The sequence below is a fragment of the Microbacterium sp. F01 genome, assembly GCF_056156365.1.
On sequence record NZ_CM149592.1, the window covers coordinates 252,677 to 275,598 of the forward strand.

General features: G+C 70.8%; 20 protein-coding genes. 11 read left to right on the forward strand and 9 right to left on the reverse strand.

Annotation, left to right across the window (positions count from 1 at the left end; all coding sequences use genetic code 11):
• Positions 1-35: 35 nt before the first annotated feature.
• Entirely contained in the window at positions 36-821 is a 786-nt protein-coding gene (locus tag ACVN90_RS01170) for a helix-turn-helix domain-containing protein (protein ID WP_475100327.1), read from the reverse strand.
• 123 nt (positions 822-944) lie between these two features.
• Here ACVN90_RS01170 and ACVN90_RS01175 point away from each other — a divergent pair, with 123 nt between their 5' ends.
• Positions 945-2,528 carry an ABC transporter transmembrane domain-containing protein gene (locus ACVN90_RS01175; protein WP_475100328.1) on the forward strand — a complete coding sequence of 528 codons (1,584 nt, stop codon included), beginning with the start codon at positions 945-947 and terminating at the stop codon, positions 2,526-2,528.
• Positions 2,525-4,255, forward strand: a complete 1,731-nt coding sequence (locus ACVN90_RS01180) for an ABC transporter ATP-binding protein (protein ID WP_475100329.1) — start codon at positions 2,525-2,527, stop codon at positions 4,253-4,255. The genes ACVN90_RS01175 and ACVN90_RS01180 overlap by 4 nt, the downstream gene beginning before the upstream one ends.
• A gap of 32 nt (positions 4,256-4,287) precedes the next feature.
• Here the strand turns inward: ACVN90_RS01180 and ACVN90_RS01185 are convergent, their stop codons facing one another.
• The 5 genes from ACVN90_RS01185 to phnD are packed head-to-tail and all read right to left on the reverse strand — an operon-like array spanning position 4,288 to position 8,332.
• Positions 4,288-5,028, reverse strand: coding sequence for a TetR/AcrR family transcriptional regulator (locus ACVN90_RS01185; protein WP_475100330.1), 741 nt, complete (start codon positions 5,026-5,028; stop codon positions 4,288-4,290).
• Positions 5,025-5,795: a tyrosine-protein phosphatase gene (locus ACVN90_RS01190; protein ID WP_475100331.1), complete on the reverse strand. Its 771-nt coding sequence runs from the start codon at positions 5,793-5,795 to the stop codon at positions 5,025-5,027. Before ACVN90_RS01190 ends, ACVN90_RS01185 begins: the two co-directional genes overlap by 4 nt.
• Positions 5,792-6,640: a phosphonate ABC transporter, permease protein PhnE gene (gene phnE / locus ACVN90_RS01195; RefSeq protein ID WP_475100333.1), complete on the reverse strand. Its 849-nt coding sequence runs from the start codon at positions 6,638-6,640 to the stop codon at positions 5,792-5,794. Before phnE ends, ACVN90_RS01190 begins: the two co-directional genes overlap by 4 nt.
• The gene (gene phnC / locus ACVN90_RS01200; protein WP_475100334.1) at positions 6,624-7,430 is read right to left on the reverse strand and encodes a phosphonate ABC transporter ATP-binding protein; all 807 of its coding nucleotides are present in this window, start codon (positions 7,428-7,430) and stop codon (positions 6,624-6,626) included. Before phnC ends, phnE begins: the two co-directional genes overlap by 17 nt.
• Positions 7,430-8,332: a phosphate/phosphite/phosphonate ABC transporter substrate-binding protein gene (phnD, locus tag ACVN90_RS01205; RefSeq protein WP_475100335.1), complete on the reverse strand. Its 903-nt coding sequence runs from the start codon at positions 8,330-8,332 to the stop codon at positions 7,430-7,432. Before phnD ends, phnC begins: the two co-directional genes overlap by 1 nt.
• A 270-nt stretch (positions 8,333-8,602) precedes the next feature.
• On the opposite strand from phnD, the gene ACVN90_RS01210 reads away from it, so the two are divergent.
• From ACVN90_RS01210 to ACVN90_RS01225, 4 genes are all read left to right on the forward strand, one after another.
• Complete coding sequence (locus ACVN90_RS01210) at positions 8,603-9,460, forward strand: ABC transporter ATP-binding protein (protein ID WP_475100337.1); 858 nt, start codon at positions 8,603-8,605, stop codon at positions 9,458-9,460.
• Positions 9,461-9,539: 79 nt separating this feature from the next.
• A complete protein-coding gene (locus ACVN90_RS01215; RefSeq protein WP_475100339.1) occupies positions 9,540-10,568 on the forward strand; it encodes an ABC transporter substrate-binding protein in 1,029 nt (342 codons plus the stop codon).
• An 11-nt stretch (positions 10,569-10,579) separates the two neighbouring features.
• Entirely contained in the window at positions 10,580-12,673 is a 2,094-nt protein-coding gene (locus ACVN90_RS01220) for an iron ABC transporter permease (protein WP_475100340.1), read from the forward strand.
• 198 nt (positions 12,674-12,871) lie between these two features.
• On the forward strand, positions 12,872-13,555 hold the full coding sequence (locus ACVN90_RS01225; RefSeq protein WP_475100342.1) for a DUF1345 domain-containing protein: 684 nt from the start codon (positions 12,872-12,874) through the stop codon (positions 13,553-13,555).
• Between the two features lie 37 nt (positions 13,556-13,592).
• Here ACVN90_RS01225 and ACVN90_RS01230 read toward each other — a convergent pair whose 3' ends face one another.
• Positions 13,593-14,231: a hypothetical protein gene (locus ACVN90_RS01230; protein WP_475100343.1), complete on the reverse strand. Its 639-nt coding sequence runs from the start codon at positions 14,229-14,231 to the stop codon at positions 13,593-13,595.
• A gap of 21 nt (positions 14,232-14,252) precedes the next feature.
• Here ACVN90_RS01230 and ACVN90_RS01235 point away from each other — a divergent pair, with 21 nt between their 5' ends.
• Positions 14,253-17,363 (forward strand): nSTAND1 domain-containing NTPase, encoded by a 3,111-nt coding sequence (locus ACVN90_RS01235; RefSeq protein ID WP_475100344.1) that lies wholly within the window; start codon positions 14,253-14,255, stop codon positions 17,361-17,363.
• A 43-nt stretch (positions 17,364-17,406) separates the two neighbouring features.
• Here the strand turns inward: ACVN90_RS01235 and ACVN90_RS01240 are convergent, their stop codons facing one another.
• Entirely contained in the window at positions 17,407-18,243 is an 837-nt protein-coding gene (locus ACVN90_RS01240; protein ID WP_475100345.1) for an alpha/beta fold hydrolase, read from the reverse strand.
• 122 nt (positions 18,244-18,365) lie between these two features.
• A complete protein-coding gene (locus ACVN90_RS01245) occupies positions 18,366-19,046 on the reverse strand; it encodes a DUF2461 domain-containing protein (protein ID WP_475100346.1) in 681 nt (226 codons plus the stop codon).
• Positions 19,047-19,181: 135 nt separating this feature from the next.
• On the opposite strand from ACVN90_RS01245, the gene ACVN90_RS01250 reads away from it, so the two are divergent.
• From ACVN90_RS01250 to ACVN90_RS01265, 4 genes are all read left to right on the forward strand, one after another.
• On the forward strand, positions 19,182-19,892 hold the full coding sequence (locus tag ACVN90_RS01250) for a lysophospholipid acyltransferase family protein (protein ID WP_475100347.1): 711 nt from the start codon (positions 19,182-19,184) through the stop codon (positions 19,890-19,892).
• 82 nt (positions 19,893-19,974) lie between these two features.
• Positions 19,975-21,090, forward strand: coding sequence for a LolA family protein (locus ACVN90_RS01255; RefSeq protein WP_475100348.1), 1,116 nt, complete (start codon positions 19,975-19,977; stop codon positions 21,088-21,090).
• 7 nt (positions 21,091-21,097) lie between these two features.
• On the forward strand, positions 21,098-22,039 hold the full coding sequence (locus ACVN90_RS01260) for an ABC transporter ATP-binding protein (protein ID WP_475100350.1): 942 nt from the start codon (positions 21,098-21,100) through the stop codon (positions 22,037-22,039).
• A complete protein-coding gene (locus ACVN90_RS01265) occupies positions 22,026-22,919 on the forward strand; it encodes an ABC transporter permease (protein WP_475100352.1) in 894 nt (297 codons plus the stop codon). The genes ACVN90_RS01260 and ACVN90_RS01265 overlap by 14 nt, the downstream gene beginning before the upstream one ends.
• Positions 22,920-22,922: the final 3 nt, after the last annotated feature.

The window sequence follows — 22,922 nt, forward strand, 5'->3', positions numbered from 1 at the left end:
CCGCGATGTCGCCGAAGTGCCAGAACGTGTCGCCGTCAGGACAAACTCTGGCCGAGTCCGGATCGTGCCCCGGCGAACTCGCCCGGGGTGTGGCCGATCTCGCGCCGGAAGGCCTGCACGAAGGCGCTGGGTGTGGCGTAGCCGACGCGCGCGCTCACCGAGGCGACGGTGTGATCCGCCGCCAGCCACTCGATCGCGCGCCGGATGCGGGCGCGGGTGCGCCACTCGGCGAAGCTCAGTCCCGTCTCGGCGGCGAACAGCCGCGAGAGGTTGCGGGCGCTCGCGCCCACCTCGCGACCCCACTCCTCGAGCGGGCGCGAGTCGGCCGGGTCGGCCAGGAGCATCTCGGCGACCCGCCGCGTGCGGTCGTCGGTGGGGAGAGGGAGATCCACCGTGGTGAGGCGCACCGGCTGCAGCAGCCACGTGACGAGCTCCTCGGCGTGCTCACGCGCGCGCTGCGGCAGGTGGGCGGGATCGGCGAGTCGGGCGAGCAGGGCCTGATTGAGCTCGGGCATGGCGACGGCCGTGGTCTTGTCGCCGGGCGACCCGAGCTGGGGATCGAAGTACGTGCACCGGAACGTCGTCCGCGGCGCGGCGACGACGCGATGCATGACACCGGCGGGGATCCAGATCCCCAGTGCGCTCGGCGCGGCGAACCATCCGTCGTCGGTCTCGACGGTGAGCGTGCCGCGTGTGCCCCACAGCAGCTCGTGCATGTCGTCGTGCGCGTGCCGATCCCACTCGACGCGTTCGGCCACCGCGAAGTCGGCCGTGTCGACGCGCCACCGATCGCTTTCGACGGCTTGTCCGCTCTGCGACATGATCTGTCCGCCTGTCGTCTTGTTGCCACGAGTAAGGCGAACCTAAGCTACCACTTCGTGTCCCCCGAAGCCCCTGACCCTGCTGCCGTCCCCTCGCATCCCGGCCGAGGCCAGCGACGCCGGGTGTTCGTCGCATCGTTGGGGTTCTCGCTGCACCAGGCGTGCGAAGCGCTCGTTCCGATCGTCGTCGGCATCACCATCGACCTCGCGATCGCCCCGTCCGATCCGTGGCTGCTCGCGGCCTCGCTCACCGCGCTCGGGGCGGTGTTCGTCGTCCTCCTCTGGGTGTGGCGCATGGGCGAGCTGGCTGCGATCCGCGCGTACGCCGAGAGCACGTACGCAGCGAGAAGGGGGCTGCTCGCGCGCCTGCTCGCGCCCCGCGTCTCGCCGGGCGGACCGTCCGGGCAGACGCTGTCGGTCCTGTCATCCGACGTCGACGAAGCGGCGTCGGTCGTCTGGACGATCGGGCGCGGGATCGCCTCCGCAGTCGCCGTGCTCACAGCATCCATCGCCCTCCTGCTGATCTCGCCGCCGCTGGCCGTCCTCGTGCTCGTCGGTACTCCCGTCGTGATGGTGGTGCTGCACTTCAGCACGCGGCCGCTGGAACGGCGCAGCGCCGCCGAGCAGGAAGCACTCGCGGACTCTTCCGCGCTCGCCGGGGACCTGCTGTCGGGACTGCGCACCGTCAAGGGACTGGCGGCCGAGGACGAGGCGATCCGGCGGTTCCGTCTCGTCAACGAGCGATCGCTGCGGGCGGCACTGCGCGCATCGAGCGCCGAAGGCGCCTACGCGGGCATCAGTTCGCTCATCTCGGGGGTGTTCCTCGTGCTGCTCGCAGCGATCGGGGCCGTGTCGGTGGTCGCCGGTCAGCTCAGCGCGGGGCAGCTCGTCACGGTCGTGGGCCTCGCCCAGTTCCTGCAGTGGCCGATCGCGGGGCTCGGGTTCGTCGGCGCGCAGCTCGCCCGGGCGCGCGCGTCGGCGCGCCGCGTCGCCGCGCTCGGCAGCACACCTTCGGGACCGGGCTTCCGCCTCGACGTCGGCGAGGGCGCGGTGCGGATCGACGGCCTGTGCCTTCCGTCCGGCGCGGTGCTCGACCTCCACGTCGCCGGCGGGCAGATCGTGGGCCTGGTGCTCGACGAGGAGGACGCGATCGCCCTGCACGACCGCCTCGCGGGCGGAGGCGGTCGCGGGGACGACACGGTTCTCATCGATGGGATGCCGCTGCTCGGCCCGCCCGCGGCGGGAACACGTCCGACCGTGGTCGCGCCGCCGCACGAGCCGACATTGTTCACCGGAACCGTCGCGGACAACGTCGCACCCTTCGGCGTGGCCGACGACGATGGCCGGCTCGCATCTGCCGCCGACGCCGCGGCGCTCGGCGACGTCCTCGCCCAGGGGGGTTGGCAGCGTGAGGTGGGCGAACGCGGCCGGCTCCTCTCCGGGGGTCAGCGTCAGCGGGTGGCGCTGGCACGCGCGCTCGCCGCGGAGCCGACCGTGCTCGTGCTGCGCGAGCCCGCCACGTCGGTGGATGCCGTCACCCAGGCGGCACTGGCGGACGGCATCCGCCGTCACCGTGCCGGGCGCACCACCGTCCTCGTGACCACCAGCCCGGCCCTCCTGTCGGCATGCGATGTCGTGCGCGATCCAGCCGGGGCCCTGGTGGATGCCGGCGGCGGGGCGCTCGGCGCAGAAAGGGGGCGATCGTGAGCCAGCCGCTACCGGTGGCGTCGGCGGCGCGCACCCGTCGCGCGATGCGCGATCTCATCGCCCGACACAGGACCGGGTTCCTGCTCGCGGTCGTGGCGCTCGTCGGCGGTGCGGTCGCCGGTGTCGCCACACCGCTGATGCTCGGTGAAGTGGTCGATGCCGCCGCCGGCGACGACGCGGACCACGGCCGGCTCGTTCCGCTGATCGTCGCGCTCGGTGCGCTCGCCATGCTGCTCGCCGGGTTCGCGGCGGGGTCGCGCATCGCGGTCGCTCGCCTCGGTGAGCGGATGCTGGCGCGCCTGCGTTCCGACGTCTTCGTGCATGTCATGAGGCTTCCAGGGCGGCGCATCGAGGCGGCCGGCCGAGGCGAGGTGATCTCCCGCGTGACCGCGGATGTCGCGGTCGTCGGCGACACTGTCTCGTCGGTGCTGCCCAGTGCGGCGTCCGCGGCATTCCTCGTCGCGACGTCGGCGGTGGGGCTCGGAGTCATCGATCCGCGCCTGACTCTCGCCGCACTGCTGGCTGTTCCGCTGCAGGTGCTCGCCGTGCGCCTGTATCTGCGCAGGTCTCAGCCGCTGTACCGGGCATCGCGCGAAGCCGCGGGCGCGCGGTCCCAACTGACGATGGAGGCCCTCGACGGCCGCACGACGCTCGTGGCATTCGGGGCCGGACCGCGGGCCGAAGCCCGCGTCGACGCGGCAGCGCGGCGCGAAGTCGACCTCGTCGTCGACGCGACACGCGTCGGCGCCCGCTTCTGGGGTCGGCTCAACATCGCCGAGTTCATCGGGCTCGGCGCCGTGCTCGCGGTCGGCTGGATCCTCGTTGCCACCGGCGCGGGAACCGTCGGCGCGGCGACGGCAGCCGCGCTGCTGTTCATGCAGCTGTTCGGCCCCATGGGCACGGTGCTGGCGAGCTTCGACGACCTGCAGCGCGCCGGTGCGAGCCTGGCCCGCCTCGTCGGCATCCTCGATGATCCGCTCGCCCCGCCGCGCACCGGTGACCAGTCGTTTGTACGCCCGGGCATGGCGGTATCGGTCGAGGGCGTCGGATTCTCCTACGGCACGAGCGGCGTTCTGGCCGACATCGCGTTCGAGCTCCCGCACGGCGGCCACCTCGCCATCGTGGGCTCGAGCGGTGCCGGCAAGAGCACCCTGGCCTCTCTGGTCACCGGCGAGCTGACCCCCTCCCGCGGGCGCATCCGATTCGCCGGCGAGCAGCCCCGGATCGCGCTGGTCAGCCAGGAGAGCCACGTCTTCACGGGGTCCATCCGCGATGACCTCAGGATGGCGGATGCTGCCGCCGACGACGCACAGATCCACGAGGCACTCGCAGCGGTCGGTGCAGCGTGGATCGGTGAGCTGCCGGACGGGCTGGACACCGTGATCGGGGAGGGCGGGCTCGCCCTCTCGGAGACGCGCCGGCAGCAGCTGGCGCTGGCCCGGGTCGAGCTCTTGCGGCCCGATCTGCTCATCCTCGACGAGGCCGCGTCGGAGTCCGGGGCCAGTGTGCACGGCGAGCTCGCCGCGGCCGCGGCCGGCCTCGCCGCGCGTCACACGACGATCACCATCGCTCACCGTCTCGACCAAGCCGCGACCGCTGACGAGATCCTCGTGCTGCAAGCCGGCCGCATCGTCGAAGCGGGCAACCACGATGAGCTCCTGCATGTGGGCGGCACTTACCGGCTGCTCTGGGACACATGGCACCGTCATCCGCGGCCATCCGCGTGAGTGCCGCAGGCGGCGTCGATTGCCGCGGCCGCTCAGCGCAGCTCGATGACGATGCGTCCCTCATCGAGCCCGTTGTCGCCGGGGTTCGGCGCGGGGGCGGGCATCTCGACCTGAGCTTCCCATTCTGCATGCGCGTCTTCCGAGCCGGGCGAGCTGAGCATGCCCCGCCAGGCGATGTCGAAGGCATCCTGGCATCGTTGCCACACGACAGGGTCGCTCATCTCCTCGCCTCGCACGACCAGCTGGTAGTAGACGACGCCGGCGAGCAGATCGAAGCATGTCGCGGGGTCGAGTTCGGGACGGAGGATGCCTCGTTCCATGCCTGCGGCGATGGCCCGTTCGAGGGGACCACGTCGCCGCGATACGTGGGAGGCCCAGTACGCCTTCTGCAGGTCGCGGTCTCCCATGGCGAGACGGATGCGCTGCCGGAACCGCTCCTCCGAGTAGCCGACGACGCTGACGCTCTGACCGCCGACCAGGGCGCCCATGACCGCCTCACGGAGGCCGCCGTCGAGCGGGATGTCGCCGGGCACGGTGCGTCCCACGTCCAGGGCGGCGGCGACGAGCGTCGTCATGGAGGGCCAGCGACGGTAGATCGCGGCGCGGCTGACGCCGCTGCGGTGCACGAGCTGGCGGACGGTGACGGCTTCGCCTTCGTCGATGAGCGCGAGCGCGGCGGCGAGGATCTGCTGATCGAGGTCCTCGACGCGCGGCCGACCGGGGCCGCGGCGAACCGCGACCCCGGTCTGATCCTGCAGCGGGGCGATGCTCACGCAGCCACCGCGCGAGCACGCAGCCGGGCGATCAGGTCATCCGAGAGCCCCGCGGCGCGGACGGGCGCGAGCGCGTCACCGCTGTGCCGCTCGCGGAGCCGGGCGAGCATGATGCGCATCGAGATGTCCATGGGCTCAGCATCCATCGTCAACGCGGTCATCTGGTCCAGGTCGAACCCGAGCCGCTCGAGGAGGACGCCCATGACGGGCTTCATGCGCGCCTGGATGGCGGTCATGTTGGCGTCGGTGCGGGCGTAGTCGGTGACGATGTCGTCGTCCGTGGCGCCCAGGGCGAGCAGCAGCATCGCGGCGAGGACGCCGGTGCGGTCGCGGCCCGCGGCGCAGTGGAACGCCGTCGCACCCGGGGCGAGGGCGATGATCGACAGCGCCGTCGCGAGCTGCGGCGCGGAGGTCTCGACCATGTGCGCGTACATCTCGCCCATCGACGCGTGGTCGAACGACACCCGTCCGCCCTGCGGCATCCCGGCTCCGATGCTCGCCATCAGGGGCAGGTGGTGATAGGCGACGGGCTGATCGGCGAGCGGACCGCGGCCGGTGAGGGCCACCTCGTCGCTGGTGCGCAGGTCGATCACGGCCACCAGACCACGGTTCACCAGGTCGTGAGCGTCCTGCTCGGTGACGACGGCGAGGTCATCGGCGCGGAGCGCGAAGCCGTCGCGCAGCGTGCCGTCCGCCACGGGGATGCCGCCCAGGTCGCGGAGGTTGACGGGAGCGCTGAGCTCCAGGTCGATGAGGGCGGTGGTCATGTGATTCTCCTTCTGATGAATGCGCTGCCCTGGTCGATGGCGGTGACCAGGACGATGATGCAGATGACGATCGCGCACAGGTGCCCGTAGTCGTACATACGCATCGCGGTGGTGAGCTCGAGGCCGATGCCGCCGGCGCCGACGAGCCCGAGGATGGTCGCGCCGCGCACGTTGCCCTCGAACAGCAGCAGCGTGTACGACACGAGAAGTGGTGCGGCCTGCGGCAGCACGCCGTACTGGATGACCTGACGCTTCGAGGCGCCGACGGCCTGCATCGCGACGAGGGGGCCGCGGTCGACGGACTCCATCGCCTCGGCGAACACCTTGCCGATGGAGCCGATCGAGCCGAGCGTCATCGCCAGGATGCCGGCGAACGGCCCGAGGCCGACGGCGGAGACGAACATGAGCGCGAACACCAGGTCGGGCACCGACCGGATGATGTTCATCAGCCAGCGGCACGGGTAATACACCCACTTCGGGGCGATGTTGGATGCTGCGCCGAAAGCGACCAGCAGCGAGAACACCGCGCCGAGCACGGTGCCGACGATCGCCATCTGCAGCGTCTCGATCAACAGGGCCACGATCGTGCCGAAGTCCGAGAAGTCCGGCGGGAAGAGCCGTCCCAGGAACTCGGTCATGTTCACGGCGCCTTCGGCCAGCTTGGCGAAGTTGAACTCGGCTCCCTGGAACGACCACACCAGCACCGCGAAGCCGGCGACCAGCCCGAGTCCGAACCGGGCCCGGGGGACCCGGAAGGCGTGTTCGAGGCGCTCCCGCTCGTGCGGATCCAGCTGCGGCGCGGTCCGCGTCTTCTCCGGGCGCACCCGCTCAGTCGTGGTGCTCATCAGCGTCCTCCTCGTCGTAGACCACGGCCAGCGCGTCGGCGTCCAGCTCGGAGGTCGGGGCCGACACCACGACTTCGCCGTGCTTGAGCCCCACGATCCGATCGCTGTGCGCCAGCGCGAGGGGCAGCACGTGCAGGCTGACCAGCACGGGGATGCCGTCCTGCCGGGCGATGTCGCGCAGCAGGCTCAGCACGGAGTCGGCGAGCTTCGGGTCGAGCGAGGCCACCGGTTCGTCCGCGAGGATGACCTTCGGCTTCTGCATGAGCGCGCGGGCGATCGCGACGCGCTGCTGCTGCCCGCCGCTGAGGGAGCGTGCCGGAGCGGTGGCCTTGTGCGCGATGCCGACGCGGTCCAGCAGCTCCAGCGCGCGGGTGCGATGCTCCCGCGTGAAACCACCGACCAGGTTGAACGGGCCCGCGTCGTGCAGGGCGCCGGTCAGCACGTTGGTCAGCACGCTGAGCCGAGGGATGAGGTTGAACTGCTGGAACACCTGCCCGACCTGCGCGCGCAGGGCGCGCAGGTCGCGCGGGCGCATCGCGGCGACCTCCTGGCCCGCGACCCGGACGCTGCCCGCGGTGATCGGTGCGAATCCGGTGAGGCTGCGCATGAGCGTGGACTTCCCTGATCCCGATGCCCCCAGCAGCGCGACGGTCTCGCCGGGGCGCAGGTCGAGGTCGACGCCCGTCAGCACCGGGGTGCGGTCGTACGCGACGGCGAGGCCGCGCACCGACACTGTGGGGGTGACGGATGCTGCGACCTCCGCAGCATCCGTCGTCACTGTCAGCGTCATCAGCGCAGATCCTCGAGCTTCACGCCGGCGACCGCGGCGATGTCCACGAAGCCCTGGAACAGCTCCGGCTCGGGGGCGATGACCGTCTCGCGGCCGATGAAGCCTTCGCCCAGCGCGCCGAGCGCCTCGGCGTTCTCCTCCGAGAACACCGCCGGCAGCGACTCTTCCAAGAGCGCGCGGGTCTCGTCGTCCAGCGACTGACGTGCCAGCACCGTGCCGGCGACCGGCATCGACGGGCTCTCGCCGACGCCGCGCCACTCGCCGTCGGCGAACGGGAAGTACGGCTCACCCATCTGCGTCAGCATGATCGCCGTGCACGCGGCATCCACCTGTCCCTGCTCCAAAGCCGCGAAGCTGCCCTCGTGACCGCCGGCGAAGATCGCCTCGTAGTCCTCGCCCTGCTCGAGGCCCGCCTCATGGAGCATGTACACCGGCATGAAGTAGCCGGAGCTGGAGGCCTGGTCGGCGAACGCGACAGTCTTGCCCTTCAGGTCTTCGACCTCCTGGATGGGCGAGTCCTGCAGCACGACACAGGTCGAGACGGGGGTGTCGTCGCCCTTCCACGCGAGCAGCGCGTCGACCTCGCCGGTGTTGACCGCGAGGGCCGAGGGGAATCCGCTCATGATGCCGATGTCGACGTGGTCGGCGCGGATCGCCTCCACGACGCTCAGGTAGTCCGGCACATCCGTGACCTCGACGGTGCGCCCGGTCTCCTCCTCGAGCAGAGCGGCGAACGCCTCGACCGGGTTCTCCGCCGACGGGTCATCGCCGAGCGGGATGGTGGCGATCGTGATCGGAGCGGCGGCGTCCGCGTCGGACGCGGAGGCGGCACCCCCGCAGCCGGTGAGGGCGAGGGCGGCGATGCCGAGGAGACCGAGGGCGGGGAATGCGACACGGCGCATGAGGGTGTTCCTTCCGGAGTTCGGGGGATTTCGAGAACACCGGTATGCAAACTCGCCGAGGTGACCGCGAATTACGAGACCGCCGGACCGCGAATAGAACGCAAGGTGAACAGCTTCCGACGCCGTGAGAGCACGGCTGGGACTCACCCGCGCGCGGGCAGGCCCACCCACCCCTCGAGCCCGGGTGGATTCACACGAGTGCGCGGCGCAGGTCGTCGGTTACGTCACGATCTTGGAGCCGGGCGCGAACATAGCTTAGGCTTCCCTAACGTGATCACGGATGGCGGCCCGGAACGACCGACGGATGAGCTGCACGGCGACGCGCTGGAGCTCAGCTACGGCCGCACCCGGGTGGTCCACGAGGTGTCGCTCCACCTGCGACCCGGCACCGTCACCGCGCTGATCGGTCCGAACGGCAGCGGCAAGTCGACGGCGCTGCGAGCCCTCGCCCGCCTGCACCGCATCGACGCCGGCTCCGTGCACATCGACGGCGCCGACGGGCGGCGGGACGCAGCATCCCTCTCCGCCAAGGCGTTCGCCCGCACGGTCGCGATGCTCTCGCAGTCGCGCCCGCACCCGTCGGGGCTCGAGGTGCGCGATGTCGTCGCGTACGGCCGCCACCCGCACCGCGGCCGCTTCTCCGGCGTCACCGACGCCGACCGCGAGGCCATTGACCGCGCACTCGGCCTGACCGGGCTCACCGCTATGGGGCACCGCCCGGTCGATCAGCTCTCGGGCGGCGAGCTGCAGCGCGTGTGGCTGGCGACCGCGCTGGCGCAGAGCACCGGCATCCTGCTGCTCGACGAGCCCACCAACCACCTCGACCTGCGCTACCAGATCGAGACGCTCGACCTGGTGTGCGATCTGGCGGACCAGGGCACCGCGGTCGGCGTGGTGCTGCACGACCTCGACCACGCGGCATCCGTCGCCGACGAAGTCGTGCTCATGAACCGTGGCCGCGTGCACGCCACCGGCACGCCGCACGACGTGCTCACGGCCGGGAACCTCACCGAGGTGTACGGCTTCCGCATCGAGACGGCGGTGGATGACGCGACCGGGCGTGTGCGCGTGATCCCGCGCGGTCGTCATCACGAACGCGTCCGCCGCGGCGCAGCACTCCCCGCCTGACGCAGCGCGCGCCGGCACAGCGCGCCGGCCACTCGACCCCTTGTACCCCTCCCATCCCGACTGTTCTGGAGCCTGCCCCATGACCAAGCCCATCGCCGCCTTCGCCGTCCTCGGCGCCCTCGCCCTCGCGCTGACCGCGTGCGGCACCACCGAGGTCGCGGCCTCGACGGACACCGAGACCGCGGTGTCGACCAGCGCCGGCTGCGCGGACGACGCCACCACGACGTCGACGGACCCGGTCGAGCTGACCGACGCGTTCGGCCGGACTGTCACGCTCGACGAGCCCGCCGCGAAGGTCGCGGTGCTCGAGTGGCAGCAGATCGAGGACGTGCTGTCGCTGTGCCTCACGCCCGTGGCCGTCGCGGATGCCGACGGCTACCGCACGTGGGACACCGCCGAGGAGCTGCCGGCGAGCGTCGAGAGCGTCGGCACGCGCCAGGAGCCGAACCTCGATGCGCTGTTCGCGACGGAGCCCGACCTGGTCATCGTCGAGGCGTACACGCGCGACGACGAGATCATCGCGCAGCTCGAGGAGTACGGCGTGCCCGTTCTCGCCACGCTCGGTGCGAACGCCGAGGACCCCATCGGGCAGATGCTCGACACGTTCGACTTGATCGCGGAGGCGACGGGCCGCACCGAGCGCGCCGACGTCGTGAAGGACGAGTTCGAGCAGCACCTCGCGGACGCGAAGGCCGAGATCGCCGGGGTCGCGCCCGCGGTGACCGACTTCGTCTACTTCGACGGCTGGGTCGACGGCGGCAACGTGTCGCTGCGACCGTTCGGCCAGGGCTCGCTCGTCGGAGAGCTCGGCGAGGAGCTCGGTCTCACGAACGCGTGGACCGGCGAGGTGGACGCCGCCTACGGCCTCGGCCAGACCGACATCGAGGGCATGACCACGATCGGCGACGCCAACCTCTTCTACACCGGCACGGTCGACCCCGACTCGGAGAGCTTCGTCGACGCCGCGGCCGAGAACCCCGCGTGGGCGTCGATCCCGGCCGTCGCAGAGGGCCGCATCGCCCCGTTCCCGGGTGGCATCTGGACCTTCGGCGGCCCCCGCTCGGCCGAGCAGATCGTCGACGCGTACGTCGCCGCGATCACCCAGTGAGCGGTCGGTCGTTGAGCGAGCGGGCCACTCGCTCGTCGAGTGACGCGGAGGGCGCGACGGATGCTGCGCGCCCGGCGCCTGCGCAGGGCGCGGGTCCGGTCCGCGGCGCTCGCTCAACGACCGGCGCCGCCATCGGCGTCCTGCTCGCACTCCTCGTCGTGCTGGTGCTGGCCGCGGGCTGGCATCTGACGCAGGGGACGAGCGGGGCCGTCTTCGCCGACGCCGACGTGCTGTGGGGATCCCGCGTCCCGCGGCTCGCGGCCGGCGTCGCGGTGGGCATCGCGCTCGGGGTGGCGGGGCTCCTCATGCAGTCCCTGTCGCGCAACGCGCTGGCCTCACCCGACACGCTCGGCGTCACCGCCGGCTCGTACCTCGCGGTCACCGCGGTCGCGGCCTTCGGGCTCGCGGTGCCGATCTGGGCCTCGGGCTTCGTGGCCTTCGCCGGTGGCCTCGCCGCCGCCGCGCTGGTGCTGGGCCTGGCCGGGGGAGCGGGGACCTCGACCACACGTCTCGTGCTCGCCGGCTCGGCCCTCGCTCTCGCCTTCCAGGCCGGCACCTCGGCGCTGCTCGTGCTGTTCTCGGAGGAGACGAAGGGTCTGCTCGCGTGGGGCAGCGGCAGCCTGTCGCAGCTCGGGCTCGAGAGCTTCCTGCGCGCGGCGCCCGTGGTCCTCGTCGCGGTCGTGCTCGCCCTCGTGATGTCGCGCCGCCTGGACGTGCTCGCCCTCGGCGACGACACCGCCTCGTCGCTCGGCGTGCCGATCCGGTCGACGCGGATCAGCGGCATCCTCCTCTCCGTCCTCCTCACTGCGACAGCCGTGACGCTCGCCGGACCCATCGGCTTCGTCGGCCTGTGCGCACCCGTGCTCGCCCGGCTGCTGGCCCGCGTGGTGCCGGCGCTCGGCCGGCACCTCCTGCTGATCCCGCTCTCGGGCCTGATCGGCGCGATCGTCGTGATCCTCGCCGACGCGCTGCTGCGCGCCCTCATCGGCCCCGAGGGCGCCATCGCCGTGCCGACGGGCGTGGCCACGACGGTGTTCGGCGCGATCGTCCTGGTGGTGATGGCCCGCCGCCTGCGCGACTCCGGCCCCACCCGACGCCCGCCCACCATCCGCATCGGCGTGCGCAGCAGCCGCAGGTTCGTGATCGTGGTGATCGTCGCCGCGATCGCGCTCGCCGCGGTCGTGCTCATCGGGATGCTGCTCGGCAGCACACGCCTCCTGACGGGAGACATCCTGCTGTGGCTCCAGGATGCTGCGCCCCCACGTATGGCCTTCGCCCTCGACGAGCGCGCACCTCGGGTGATCGCCGCTGTGGTCGCGGGAGCGGCGCTCGGCCTGGCGGGAAGCGTCACGCAGGCGGTGAGCCGCAACCCGCTGGCCGACCCGAGCCTTCTCGGCATCACCGGCGGAGCGGGACTCGGCGCCGTGCTGGTCGTGACGAGTGCCACGGCGACCACCTTCGGGATGCTGATCGCCGCCGTGATCGGCGGGCTCCTCGCCTTCGCGCTCGTGTACGGACTGGCCTGGCGCGGTGGCCTCAGCGCCGACCGCTTCATCCTCATCGGCATCGGCGTCTCGTACGGCGCCGTCGCACTGACGACCTTCGTGCTGCTGCGCGCGAACCCGTGGGACACGCCGAAGATCTACACGTGGCTGTCGGGCACGACGTACGGCCGCATCTGGGAGCAGGTGATCCCGCTCGCGATCGTGCTCGTCATCGCGCTCCCGTTCGTGTTCGCGCATCGGCGCGACCTCGACATCCTCGCGATGGACGAGGACACCCCGCGGCTCGTCGGCATCCGGCTGGAACGGACCCGCCTGCTGCTGCTCGTCGCGGCGGCCGTGCTCGCGGCCCTGAGCGTCGTCGCGGTGGGAGTGATCGGCTTCGTCGGACTCGTCGCGCCGCACGCCGCGCGGGCCCTCGTGGGCGCGCGTCACAGCCGCGTGATCCCGGTGGCCGTGCTGCTGGGTGCGGTGCTCGTGGGTGCGGCGGACACTCTCGGCCGGACGGTGATCGCGCCGGCACAGCTCCCGGCGGGCCTCGTGGTCGCGCTGATCGGCGCCCCGTACTTCGTCTGGCTGCTCTGGCGCTCGCGCGACGCCTGAGCTTTGCTGCTTCGGTCTTAAGGGGACCAGGGAGGAGCGGAAAGGAACCCGCGAAGGAACCACATCCGGGCATCACCGACTGAGGAGCGCCCCGACTGCTGCTGGACGGGGTGGCAGCTGACCCGAGCAGCCGATCGCGGTGCCGCAGCGCACGGTCGCACGCTGGCCCGCACCGGGACCGCTCGATACGATCACGCCATGGAACGGGATTCCCGGTCTACGCCGTACCTGGCAGGGGAGGGGCACCGCAACCTCGTCGCGCTGGGAGTCGCCGCCCTTGTCGCGGCGATCGCAGTTCTGGCTTTCAGCGTGGTGTGGAGCGTGCCGTTCTCGGTCGACACCGTGACCCTCACGGTGTTCGTCTTCTGGATCGGGTACTCCCTGGCATTCATGGTCCTCACTCACTCCACCTTCGGCCGGGTGGACGCCCGAACGCTGCGCACGTGGCTGGCCGCGACCAACATGCGCAGCCGCAGCCTCGCCATCCCGACGAGCGCTGCGCAGTGGGCTGTGCTCGCCGTCGTCGCCGTCATCCTCGTCGTCGTGCTGCCGGGGTTGCTCGACAGCGTGCTCGCCAACGCGCTCGGCTTCGGCGTGGTCATCACCGCGTGGCTGGTGACCGTCACTGCCTACGCTGTGCACTACGCACGCGTGAACACGCAGGAGGAGTCCTTCGACCTGCCCGGCGAGAAGGGCGACGGGCCGGTCTTCGCGGACTACTACTACCTCGCCGCCCAGGTCGCGACGACCTTCTCCTCGGCGGACGTCAGCGTCCTCACCACGCGTGCCCGCTCCATCGTCACCGGCCAGACTTACATCGCCTTCGCGTTCAGCACCTTCATCATCGCGCTGCTGATCAGCGTGCTGTTCCTCACCAATTGACCCATCCATCGGGCTGAGAACCCGCGACCGCGTCGGTTCAGTAGAAGCCGCCCTCAGGGTTGGGCGCAAGGTACACGTCGACCACATCGTCGTGGAGGACGAACCGGAGATACGAGGTGGGCTCGCCGGACGGCGCTGGGGGGACCGCCCTCGGATCGATGCTGGGGAAGTCGACGATCGTGTCGATCGTCGGCGCCGAGCACCCGAACATCGAGACATGGTTCTCCGCAACCAGCGCGAGGCACCGCATGTCCTGCGGCTCCGTCGCCGTCGCGGTCCAGACTTCCAGCGGCCCGTACGATCCGTGCGAGACGAAGTCGGCCGCAGTCAGGCCGAAGAACTCCACATCCTCCTCGATGGCGAACGACCCCTCGACCGAATCGGCCTGCCCCAGCTGCGCCACCGGCCGCGGCTCGCTCGCCCCGTTGACGACGAGCATGATGATCGCGATCACCGCGATCAGCGCCCCGACGGCGGCGATAGCCCAGGGCAGGATGCCGCGCGCCCGGCGCTTGCCTGAATCTCGCGCCGTGGTCTCCGCCGGCGCCGCTGGTGACTCGTCCATGGTGCGTCCTCCAGTCTCAGCATGTCTATTCACGCGCGACGCGGTATCGGTGCGGTACCGGCGCTCGGCGGCCGGTATCGGCGCGGTTCCGGCGCTCTTGACGCGGGTCACAGGCAGGCTCACAGTGGCGTCATGGAGGTGCGCGTACTCGGTGCACTTGCACTCGACGACGGCCGGATCCCGCTGGCTCCGCGGGATCGCGCAGTCCTCGGTGCGCTCACGGTGCGGCCGGGCATCCCACTCTCCGTCGGAACGCTGGCCGCCGCGCTGTGGGGCGACGAACTCCCCGCGTCGTGGACGAAGGTGATCCAGGGATGCGTGATGCGACTGCGCCGACTGATCGCGCCGGCGCAGATCGAGACCACCCCGCGCGGGTATCGACTGTTGCCGGATCACGTCGAGATCGACGCCGACCTCTTCGAACGCCTCGTCCAGCGAGGGGCTGACCAGCTCGAACTCGGCGAGCCCGACCGCGCGGCGCACACCTTCACCGAGGCCCTCGCGCTGTGGCGGGGTGGAGCCTATGTCGAGCTGGTCGACTGGCAGCCGGCCCGCATCGCCTCCGGTCGCCTGGAAGAGCTGAGGCTGTCGGCCGAGGAGCTGCTGCTCGACGCACGGCTGCAGGCCGGCGAGGTGCAGGAGGTGGCCGCCTCGGCACGCGCGCGCGTCGCGGAAGCGCCACTCCGCGAGAGGCGCTGGGTCGTGCTGGCCGTGGCGCAGTACCGACAGGGTCGGCAGGCGGATGCTCTCGCCACCGTTCACAACGCGCGTTCGCTGCTCGCCGCGGAACTGGGGCTGGATCCCTGCGTCGAGCTGGCCGAGCTGGAGCACGCTCTGCTGCGCCAAGATCCTGCCCTCCTCTCCGACCGTGTGTTCCGGGCGGCGTCGGCCGAGTGCCCGTACTTCGGCCTTCCGCCGGCCGACGTGGAAGACGCCGACCGGTACTTCGGCCGTGAGGAGGAGCTGACTGAGGCCCTGCGGATGCTCGAGCAGCACGGTGTGCTCCTCGTCGCCGGGGCATCGGGCGTCGGCAAGTCGTCCTTCGTCAGGGCCGGGATCGCTGCGCAACTGCGCGCGGGCGGCGCCGAGGTCGTCATCATCACGCCCGGGGAGCATCCGGTCCAGGCGTCGAGAGCCGCCGACCTCGAGGGCGCAGCATCCGTCCTCATCGTCGATCAGTGCGAGCAGGCCTTCGCCGTCGACGACCTCGCCGAGACGCGCGAATTCTTCGCAACCCTGGGGCAGCTGGTCTTCCGTGCGCCGCTCGTCATCGCTGTCCGCGCCGATCGCCTGGGCGATCTCGCCGAGCAGGCGGGATTCGCGCAGATCATCCGGTCACGGATGCTGCTGCTCACCATGCTCGGATCAGACGGTCTCCGAGCGATCATCGAGAAGCCCGCAGAGCAGGCGGGGCTCATGCTGGAGCCCGGCCTCACCGAAGTCCTGGTCCGCGACGCCGACGGCCGATCGCTTCCTCTGCTGTCCCACGCGTTGCGCCAGGTGTGGTCCCGTCGCGAAGGACGCGTGATGACCGTCGACGGCTACCGTGCCTCGGGTGAGATCGACGGTGCGGTCGCGCAGACGGCGGAAGAGGTCTACGCGGAGCTGCCGGACGAACAACGAAGACTGCTGCGCGACATCCTGCTGCGTCTCGTGGATGTCGCCGACGGCGTCGCCAATGGCCGTCGCGTCGAACGCGCGCTGGTTGCGGTCGATGACGCCCACGCGAGGATCATCGACAGATTGGCCGACGCCCGCCTGCTCACGACAGACGAGGAGTCGGTGCAGCTCTCGCACGAAGCGCTGGCACGCGAGTGGCCGCGCCTGACGGAGTGGCTCGCCGGGGATGTGGCGGGCCAGCGGATCATGCGCCACCTGGCTTCCACAGCCGTCGCGTGGGACGCGATGGGGCGACCCGACAGCGAGCTCTATCGCGGCAGCCGACTGCTCACCGCACAGCAATGGCAGGATGCCGTCTCGCCGTCACTCACCACGCTCGAGCGCGAGTTCCTGGCGATGTCGGGGGAGCGTGAAAAGGCGGAACTGGCGGCTGCGCAGACTCAGCTCCGCCGCGAGCGTCGGATGGTTCGTCGACTCGCCTGGGTGTCGGCAGGAGCCGCCGGACTGGCGATCCTCGCGGTGACGGCGAGCGTGTTCGCCGGGATCCAGGCGAACATCGCAGGCGAGGCCGCCATCGCCACCACGGCGCGCCGAGTGTCCGAGGTCGCGATCGACGAGCCGCGGCTGGATCGTGCCTTGCTGCTCGCCGTCCAGGCCATCCACCTGCACGACAGTCCGGAAGCGCGTGTCAGCCTCATCGAGGTCTTCGCGCGAGCACCCAGGGCTGCCTCTGTCACGCACATCGAGCCTTCGGACCCGAAGGATGACAACGTGTTCGGAGTGGCGCTCGTCAGTGACTACTCGCCGGACGGCTCGCTGCTGGCGATACCGTCTCAGCTCCAGACGGAGGATGCCTCGCGGGGGACGATCGAACTCTGGAGCACGGGCGCTCCCGAGGACGCTCAGCCGAGGACGCTCGCGCTGAAGCTCAGGGGGGACGACCCGATGACCGGCATCGTGAAGCGGATCGTCCTGAGATTCTCGCAGGACGGTTCCCGTCTCTACGCGAGTGGAAACGGGCCGATCAGCGTGTTCGACACGGCGACGGGTACGCAGCTGGACGAGATCCGCGGAAACGGGCTGCTCGCCGTCAGTGCCGATGAGCGCCGCCTGGCGATCGGAGCCGACGGAGTGGGGGTGCGCATCGTCGATCCCTCGGGAGCGACCGCACCCGTCGTGGTCGCGCTGCCTCGCGCCGCGGTGACGGCGGAGTTCAGTCCGAACGGCTCCCAGCTCGCGGTGGCCGACACCACGGGAAGCATCGCACTGGTGAGCGTCGACGCCGCCGAAGTCGTCGAGGTTCTCGGCGGCCACAGCGGCGATGTCGCCGAGATCGGATATCGGGCGGAGGACGAACTGGTCACCGTCGCGAGCAACGGCGAGACGATCACATGGAGCCTTGCGGACTGGCCCGGGGAGTACCGCGAAGTCGTCTCCAACCTCGTCGGCCACACCGAGCGCACGGTTCGGCTGGAACAGCCCGATGGCCACATCCGCAGTGTGAGTGCCCACCCAACGGTGTGGGCGGAACGGGCGTGCGAGGTCGCCGCGCGTACGCTCACCGAGGGGGAGTGGCAGGAGTTCATCGGCGGAATCCCTTACGACCCCGCATGCCGGGGTTGACAGCCAGACACCTCGTCGATCTCGGCGGCGAGGAACCCCGGGCTCAGAGGTCGCTGTAGCCGGAGGGGCGATCGCTGTCGATGAAGCCGAGCACGACACGCGCGACCAGATCGGTCCGTGCCAATCCGAAGAAGTGCGACGTTCCTGGAAAGACCGCGAGCTGCGAGGTGGGCATACCCTCGAGATCCCCGTTGACGTCGCCACCGCGCAGGCGGAGGAATCGCACGGCATGGTCGAGCTTGACCATGTCCGCATCGCCCACGGTGATCAGCGTGGGCGCGGCGATGCCGCGGATCTCGTCGTCCGTCCATCCCGACGATCCCTGGTCGAATCGCGCGATCTTGTCGAGAAGAGCCTGCAGGTGCTCGTGATCGGGATGAGGCGACTTCGAGAGATACGCCTGCTCCATCGGCGTCCCCGCAATCATCTCGACCTTCATCTCGGCGACCGCTTCGTCGTTGCCGCCGCGATTGCCGTCAGGTGAGAACGACACCGACGACACGATGAGCTTGCGAATGAGCTCGGGGCGGCGCACCGCGAGCTCCAGCGCGACAGCTCCGCCGATGCTGAAGCCGAACACGTCGACCCGCTCGATGCCCAGATGCTCCAGCAGTCCGATGACGTCCGAGGCGAGCGCCTTCGTCGACAGCGGACGGTCGATGTCGTTGGTCCTGCCGTGACCCTGGAAGTCGGCGGCAACGACCCGGTGGTGGGCGGAGAGGAGCGGGAGCAGCGCCCCGAACTGCTGCTCGATGTCGAACAGCCCGCCATGCAGGAGCAGGATCGGCGTGGCGTTTGCGCCATGCACCTCGTAGTACATCCGAAGTCCGTTGACCGACGCGAAGCCGGTCTCGACGTGGGGGTTGCGGGACTCGGTCATGGCTCCTCGCTGGGGTGCTTCCATCGCGCCGGACCATCCCACCGTCGCAGACGTCGCCCGGGAACGCCAGAGCCGACTCGACAGGGCGACGGCCGTCACACAGGAGTGTCCGCCCGATGGCGTCACGTCCGGTCGCTGCGGCCCCGCCTCGAGGACTGCGCGGCCTCGAGCAGCTCGGCTCCGAGCGTCTCGGTCAGCCAGGCGCACCAGGTCGAGACGGTGCGCCAGTCGTCGGCGATGATGTCGTACGCGTCGGGCGTCCACATCCAGTCGGCGGGAGGCTCCCGCCGGCCGACCGCGAGTCGTTTGAGCTGCAGCAGCGGGAGGCGCGGGTGGTCGGGGCGGTAGCCGCGAGGTGCGGTCTTGAGGGCGTCGTCGCGGAAGAGCTCGAAGCCTGCGCTGCGCAGCTCCGCGAGCAGCGCGTCGAGATCCTCGGCGGTGCGCGGATCGTCGACGGCTTCGCGGAAGCGGGCCAGCACCGCCGGCGGCACGTCATACATGCCGCCACCCAGCATCAGGCCGTCCTCGCTCAGCTGCACATAATGCGCCACTCGCGCCTGCGAGACCATGCCGATGTGCAGCTTGTAGGGCGTCTTGTCGGCGCTGAAGCGGACGTCGCGATACGGGCGGAAGATCTTCACCGCCCCGAACTCGGGCTCGAGCTCCGCACCGAGCGCCTCGAAGGGCCCGCGAACGGCCGCGTCGTAGCGCGCTTTGTTGGCCGTCCACCACGTCTTCGTGTTGTCGGCGCGAAGCTCGGCGTAGAACGCAACGGCGTCGCGATCCAGTCCTTCGAATCCCACCCGCTGATCGTAGCGAGCGGAGGCTACGCCGAGGGAGAGGCGAACGACAAGGGCGGAGCGGACGTGGACACCGCCAAGGCCCGTGAGGCAGGCGCGCACGAGGATCGACCCGGCCACGACGGATAGGGTTGCGGGGTGACAGCGCCTGCTCGGCCGAGCCCTGCCCCTGCACCGCGGCCGGGTGCCATCTACTTCCTGGGGCGGGTGGTCCTGCGGCCGTTGTTCTGGCTGATGTACCGCCCGCGCATCGTCGGTCGAGCGAACGTGCCTGAGCGCGGGCCGGTGCTGCTGGCGAGCAACCACCTTGCGTCGCTCGATACCGTCATCATCCCGACCTCCGCGACCCGCCCTGTGCAGTTCCTCATCAAGTCGTCGTACTTCACCGGCTCCGGCGTGCTCGGCCGCGTCAAGCGCTGGTTCTTCACCTCGATCGGCGGTGTCCCGGTGTACCGTGCGACCGGTCGCGATGCACGCGCCGCGCTCGACGCGGGCAGCAGCATTCTGCGGGCCGGGAGCGTCTTCGCGGTGTTCCCCGAGGGAACCCGGTCACGCGACGGCAAGCTGCACGAGGGTCACGGAGGTGCGGCGTGGATGGCCCGCGACACGGGCGCCGCGGTCGTGCCCGTCGGGCTGATCGGCACCGGCACCGTCAAACCGCTGAGCCATCTGCTGCCGGGGAGGCCGCGACTCGAGGTGCACTTCGGCGAGCCGCTCGACCTCACCGACCTCGACGGGGTGCCGGACGGCAAGGCTCGTCGCGAGATCACCGAGCGCATGATGGCAGCCATCGCACGCCTGAGCGGGCAGGAACGCTCCGGCAGCGTGAACGCAACGTCGCGCGACTGAGCCATTCCGTAGAAGCGTCGCGGCCGCATTCTCCTATCCATCTCCCAGCCCGTGCGTCGGCGCCCAGGCGTAGCATTTGCGCATGGATAGGCGTCATCCGCGCCGGTCACCCGCTCGCTGGCTCCCGATCGCCGGCGCGTCCATCCTGGTTGCGGCCGTCGCCGCGGCCGTGGTCATCCCGACCGCCGCCGATGCCCAGGTGGATCTTCCCGACAAGACCCCCGCCGCACTCGTGGAGTTCGCCGCCGCGAGCGATGTCACCGCGATGACGGGGACGATCGAACAGGCGTCGGATCTCGGCCTGCCCGACCTCTCGAGCCTCATGGACTCGTCGGGCAACCCGGACTCGAGCGCCGGCGCCTCCGATGCCGTCGACCTGCTGACCGGTTCGCACACGGCCAAGGTCTACCTCGATGGCGACAGGTCGCGCCTGCAGGTGCTCGATCGCCTTGCCGAGCGCGACGTGTATGTCGACCGGGCCGCCGGGGAGGGCTGGTTCGTCGACTCCGAGACCAAGACCGCGACGCACTACACGGCGGGCGGCGACAAGGGCTCTCCCGCGCGGCCTGACGCGACGGTGGAGAACCCGCAGCAGATGCTCGATGACGCTCTCGCGAAGCTCGGCGACTCGACCGAGATCTCGGTGGGAAACGACGGGCGCGTGGCAGGACGCGACGTGTACGAGCTCGTGCTCGTGCCGACGGACGCCGCCAGCCTCGTCGGCGAGGTGCGTTTCGCGATCGACGGTGAGACGGGCGCTGCGCTCGCAGCATCCGTCACCGCCCGCGGTGATGAGGAGCCCGCGTTCGACATCGCCTTCACAGACGTGTCGTTCGCGGCGCCCGACCCCGCGACGCTCACGTACACGCCCGCGCCGGGGTACGCCGTCGAGGAGAAGACACTCTCGTCGCTGCACACCGATTCCGGAGCCACGCAGGACGGGAAGACGGATGCCGCGGTCCAGCCGATCGTGCATGGCGAAGGGTGGACCGCGGTCGTCGAGCTGCCGCAGGCCGGCACGAGCACGGCGGCGGCGGGAGGCCCGGATGCGGCGACCCTCGAAAGCCTGACGCGGCCGGTTGCGGGTGGACGCGTGCTCGAGACGGCGCTCGTGACGGTGTACTTCACCGACGACGGACGCGTGTTCGCGGGCGCTGTCAGCGCCGATCACCTCGCACAGGTCGCGGCCGGCGACTGAGCCCGCAGTGACCGGCCTCGCGATCCAGACCTCCGGTCTGACCAAGCGGTTCGGCGCACAGACGGCCGTTGATGCCGTCGCGCTGGACGTGCCGCACGGGTCGGTCTTCGGGTTCCTCGGTCCGAACGGGTCGGGCAAGACCACGACGATCCGCATGCTCCTCGGCCTCGTCCGCCCGACGGCGGGCGAGGCCCGCGTCCTGGGGCGGCCCGTCCCCGAAGCGCTCCAGAGCGTGCTTCCCCGGGTGGGCGCACTCGTCGAAGGCCCGGCCTTCGCACCCTTCCTCACCGGGAGGCAGAATCTGCACCGCTTCGACGCGGCGGGCCGGCACGCAGCATCCGTCACCCGCCGCCGACGTGTCGACGAGGCGCTCGAGCGCGTCGGACTGACCACGGCGGCCGACAAGAAGGTGCACGCGTATTCGCTCGGTATGAAGCAGCGCCTCGGCATCGCCAACGCACTGCTCACGCCCCGCGAGCTGCTCGTGCTGGACGAACCGACGAACGGGCTGGATCCGCAGGGGACCCGCGAGGTGCGCGGACTCATCCGCTCGCTGGCCGGCGAGGGGGCGACGGTCTTCGTCTCGAGCCACCTGCTCACCGAGGTCGAGCAGGTGTGCACGCATGCCGGGATCATGAGCGCGGGGCGGCTCGTCGCATCGGGCACCCTCGACGAGCTGCGCAGCGGTGACGGCACGGGCCGCCTGCAGCTGCAGACCCCCGATGTCGTGCGGGCGAGAGAGGTGCTCGAGAGCGCGGGAATTCAGACGACGGATGCTGCGCCCTTCACGCTCGTGGGAACGCTCGGTTCGCGCGGGCCCGAGCCCGAAGACATCGTCGCGGCCCTCGTGCGCGCTGACGTGCGGGTGCGCGGCATCACGGTCGAGCGGACGAGCCTCGAGGACAGATTCGTCGAGCTGACGGGGCAGGGCTTCGATGTCGTCGCGTGATGCCGCGGCTCGCCCGACCGGCGCTGCGCCGACGGCGCCGGTCTCGGGCGCCGCGGGACGGGGCAGCGGCATCCCTGGTCTTCTCGGAAGCGAACTGGCGACGCTGTTCCGTCGCCTCCGCACGTGGATGATGTTCGGAGCGCTCGGCCTCGTCCCCGTTCTCCTCGGCGTCGCGGTGCGGATCGCAGGGGGCACCCGTCCCGGCCGCGGCCCGGCGTTCCTCGATCAGATCACCGACAACGGCGTCTTCGTCGGCCTTGCCGCGCTGACGATCGCGATCCCGCTCTTCCTTCCCCTCACCGTCAGCGTCGTCGCAGGCGACACGATCGCCGGCGAGGCGAGCCTCGGCACCCTTCGCTACCTCCTGGTCGCGCCATCGGGGCGCATCGCGCTCCTCGCCGTCAAGTACGTCGCCGCCGCCGTGTTCTGCGTGATCGCGACCTTCGCCGTGGTCGCGGTGGGCGTGATCGTCGGCGCGATCCTCTTCGGTGCCGGCCCGCTGACCCTGCTCAGCGGGACACCCGTGAGCCTCGCCGAGGGACTGCTCCGGTGTCTTGCCGTCGTGGCCTACGTGTCGGTGTCGATGCTGGGGCTCGCGGCGATCGGCGTTCTGCTCTCGACGCTCACGACCGTGCCGGTCGGTGCCATGGCAGCCACCGCGATCCTCGCTGTCGTGGCGCAGATCGTCGGTCAGATCCCGCAGCTGTCGGCGCTCCACCCCTACCTGTTCACGGATCGCTGGCTCGACTTCGGCGACCTGCTGCGCTCGCCGATCTCGTGGGACTCGTTCCTCGACAACGCCCTGCTGCAAGCCGTCTGGATCGTGGTCGCGGGGGCGCTCGCCGTCTGGCGGTTCACGACCCGCGACGTGCTGACGTAGTCG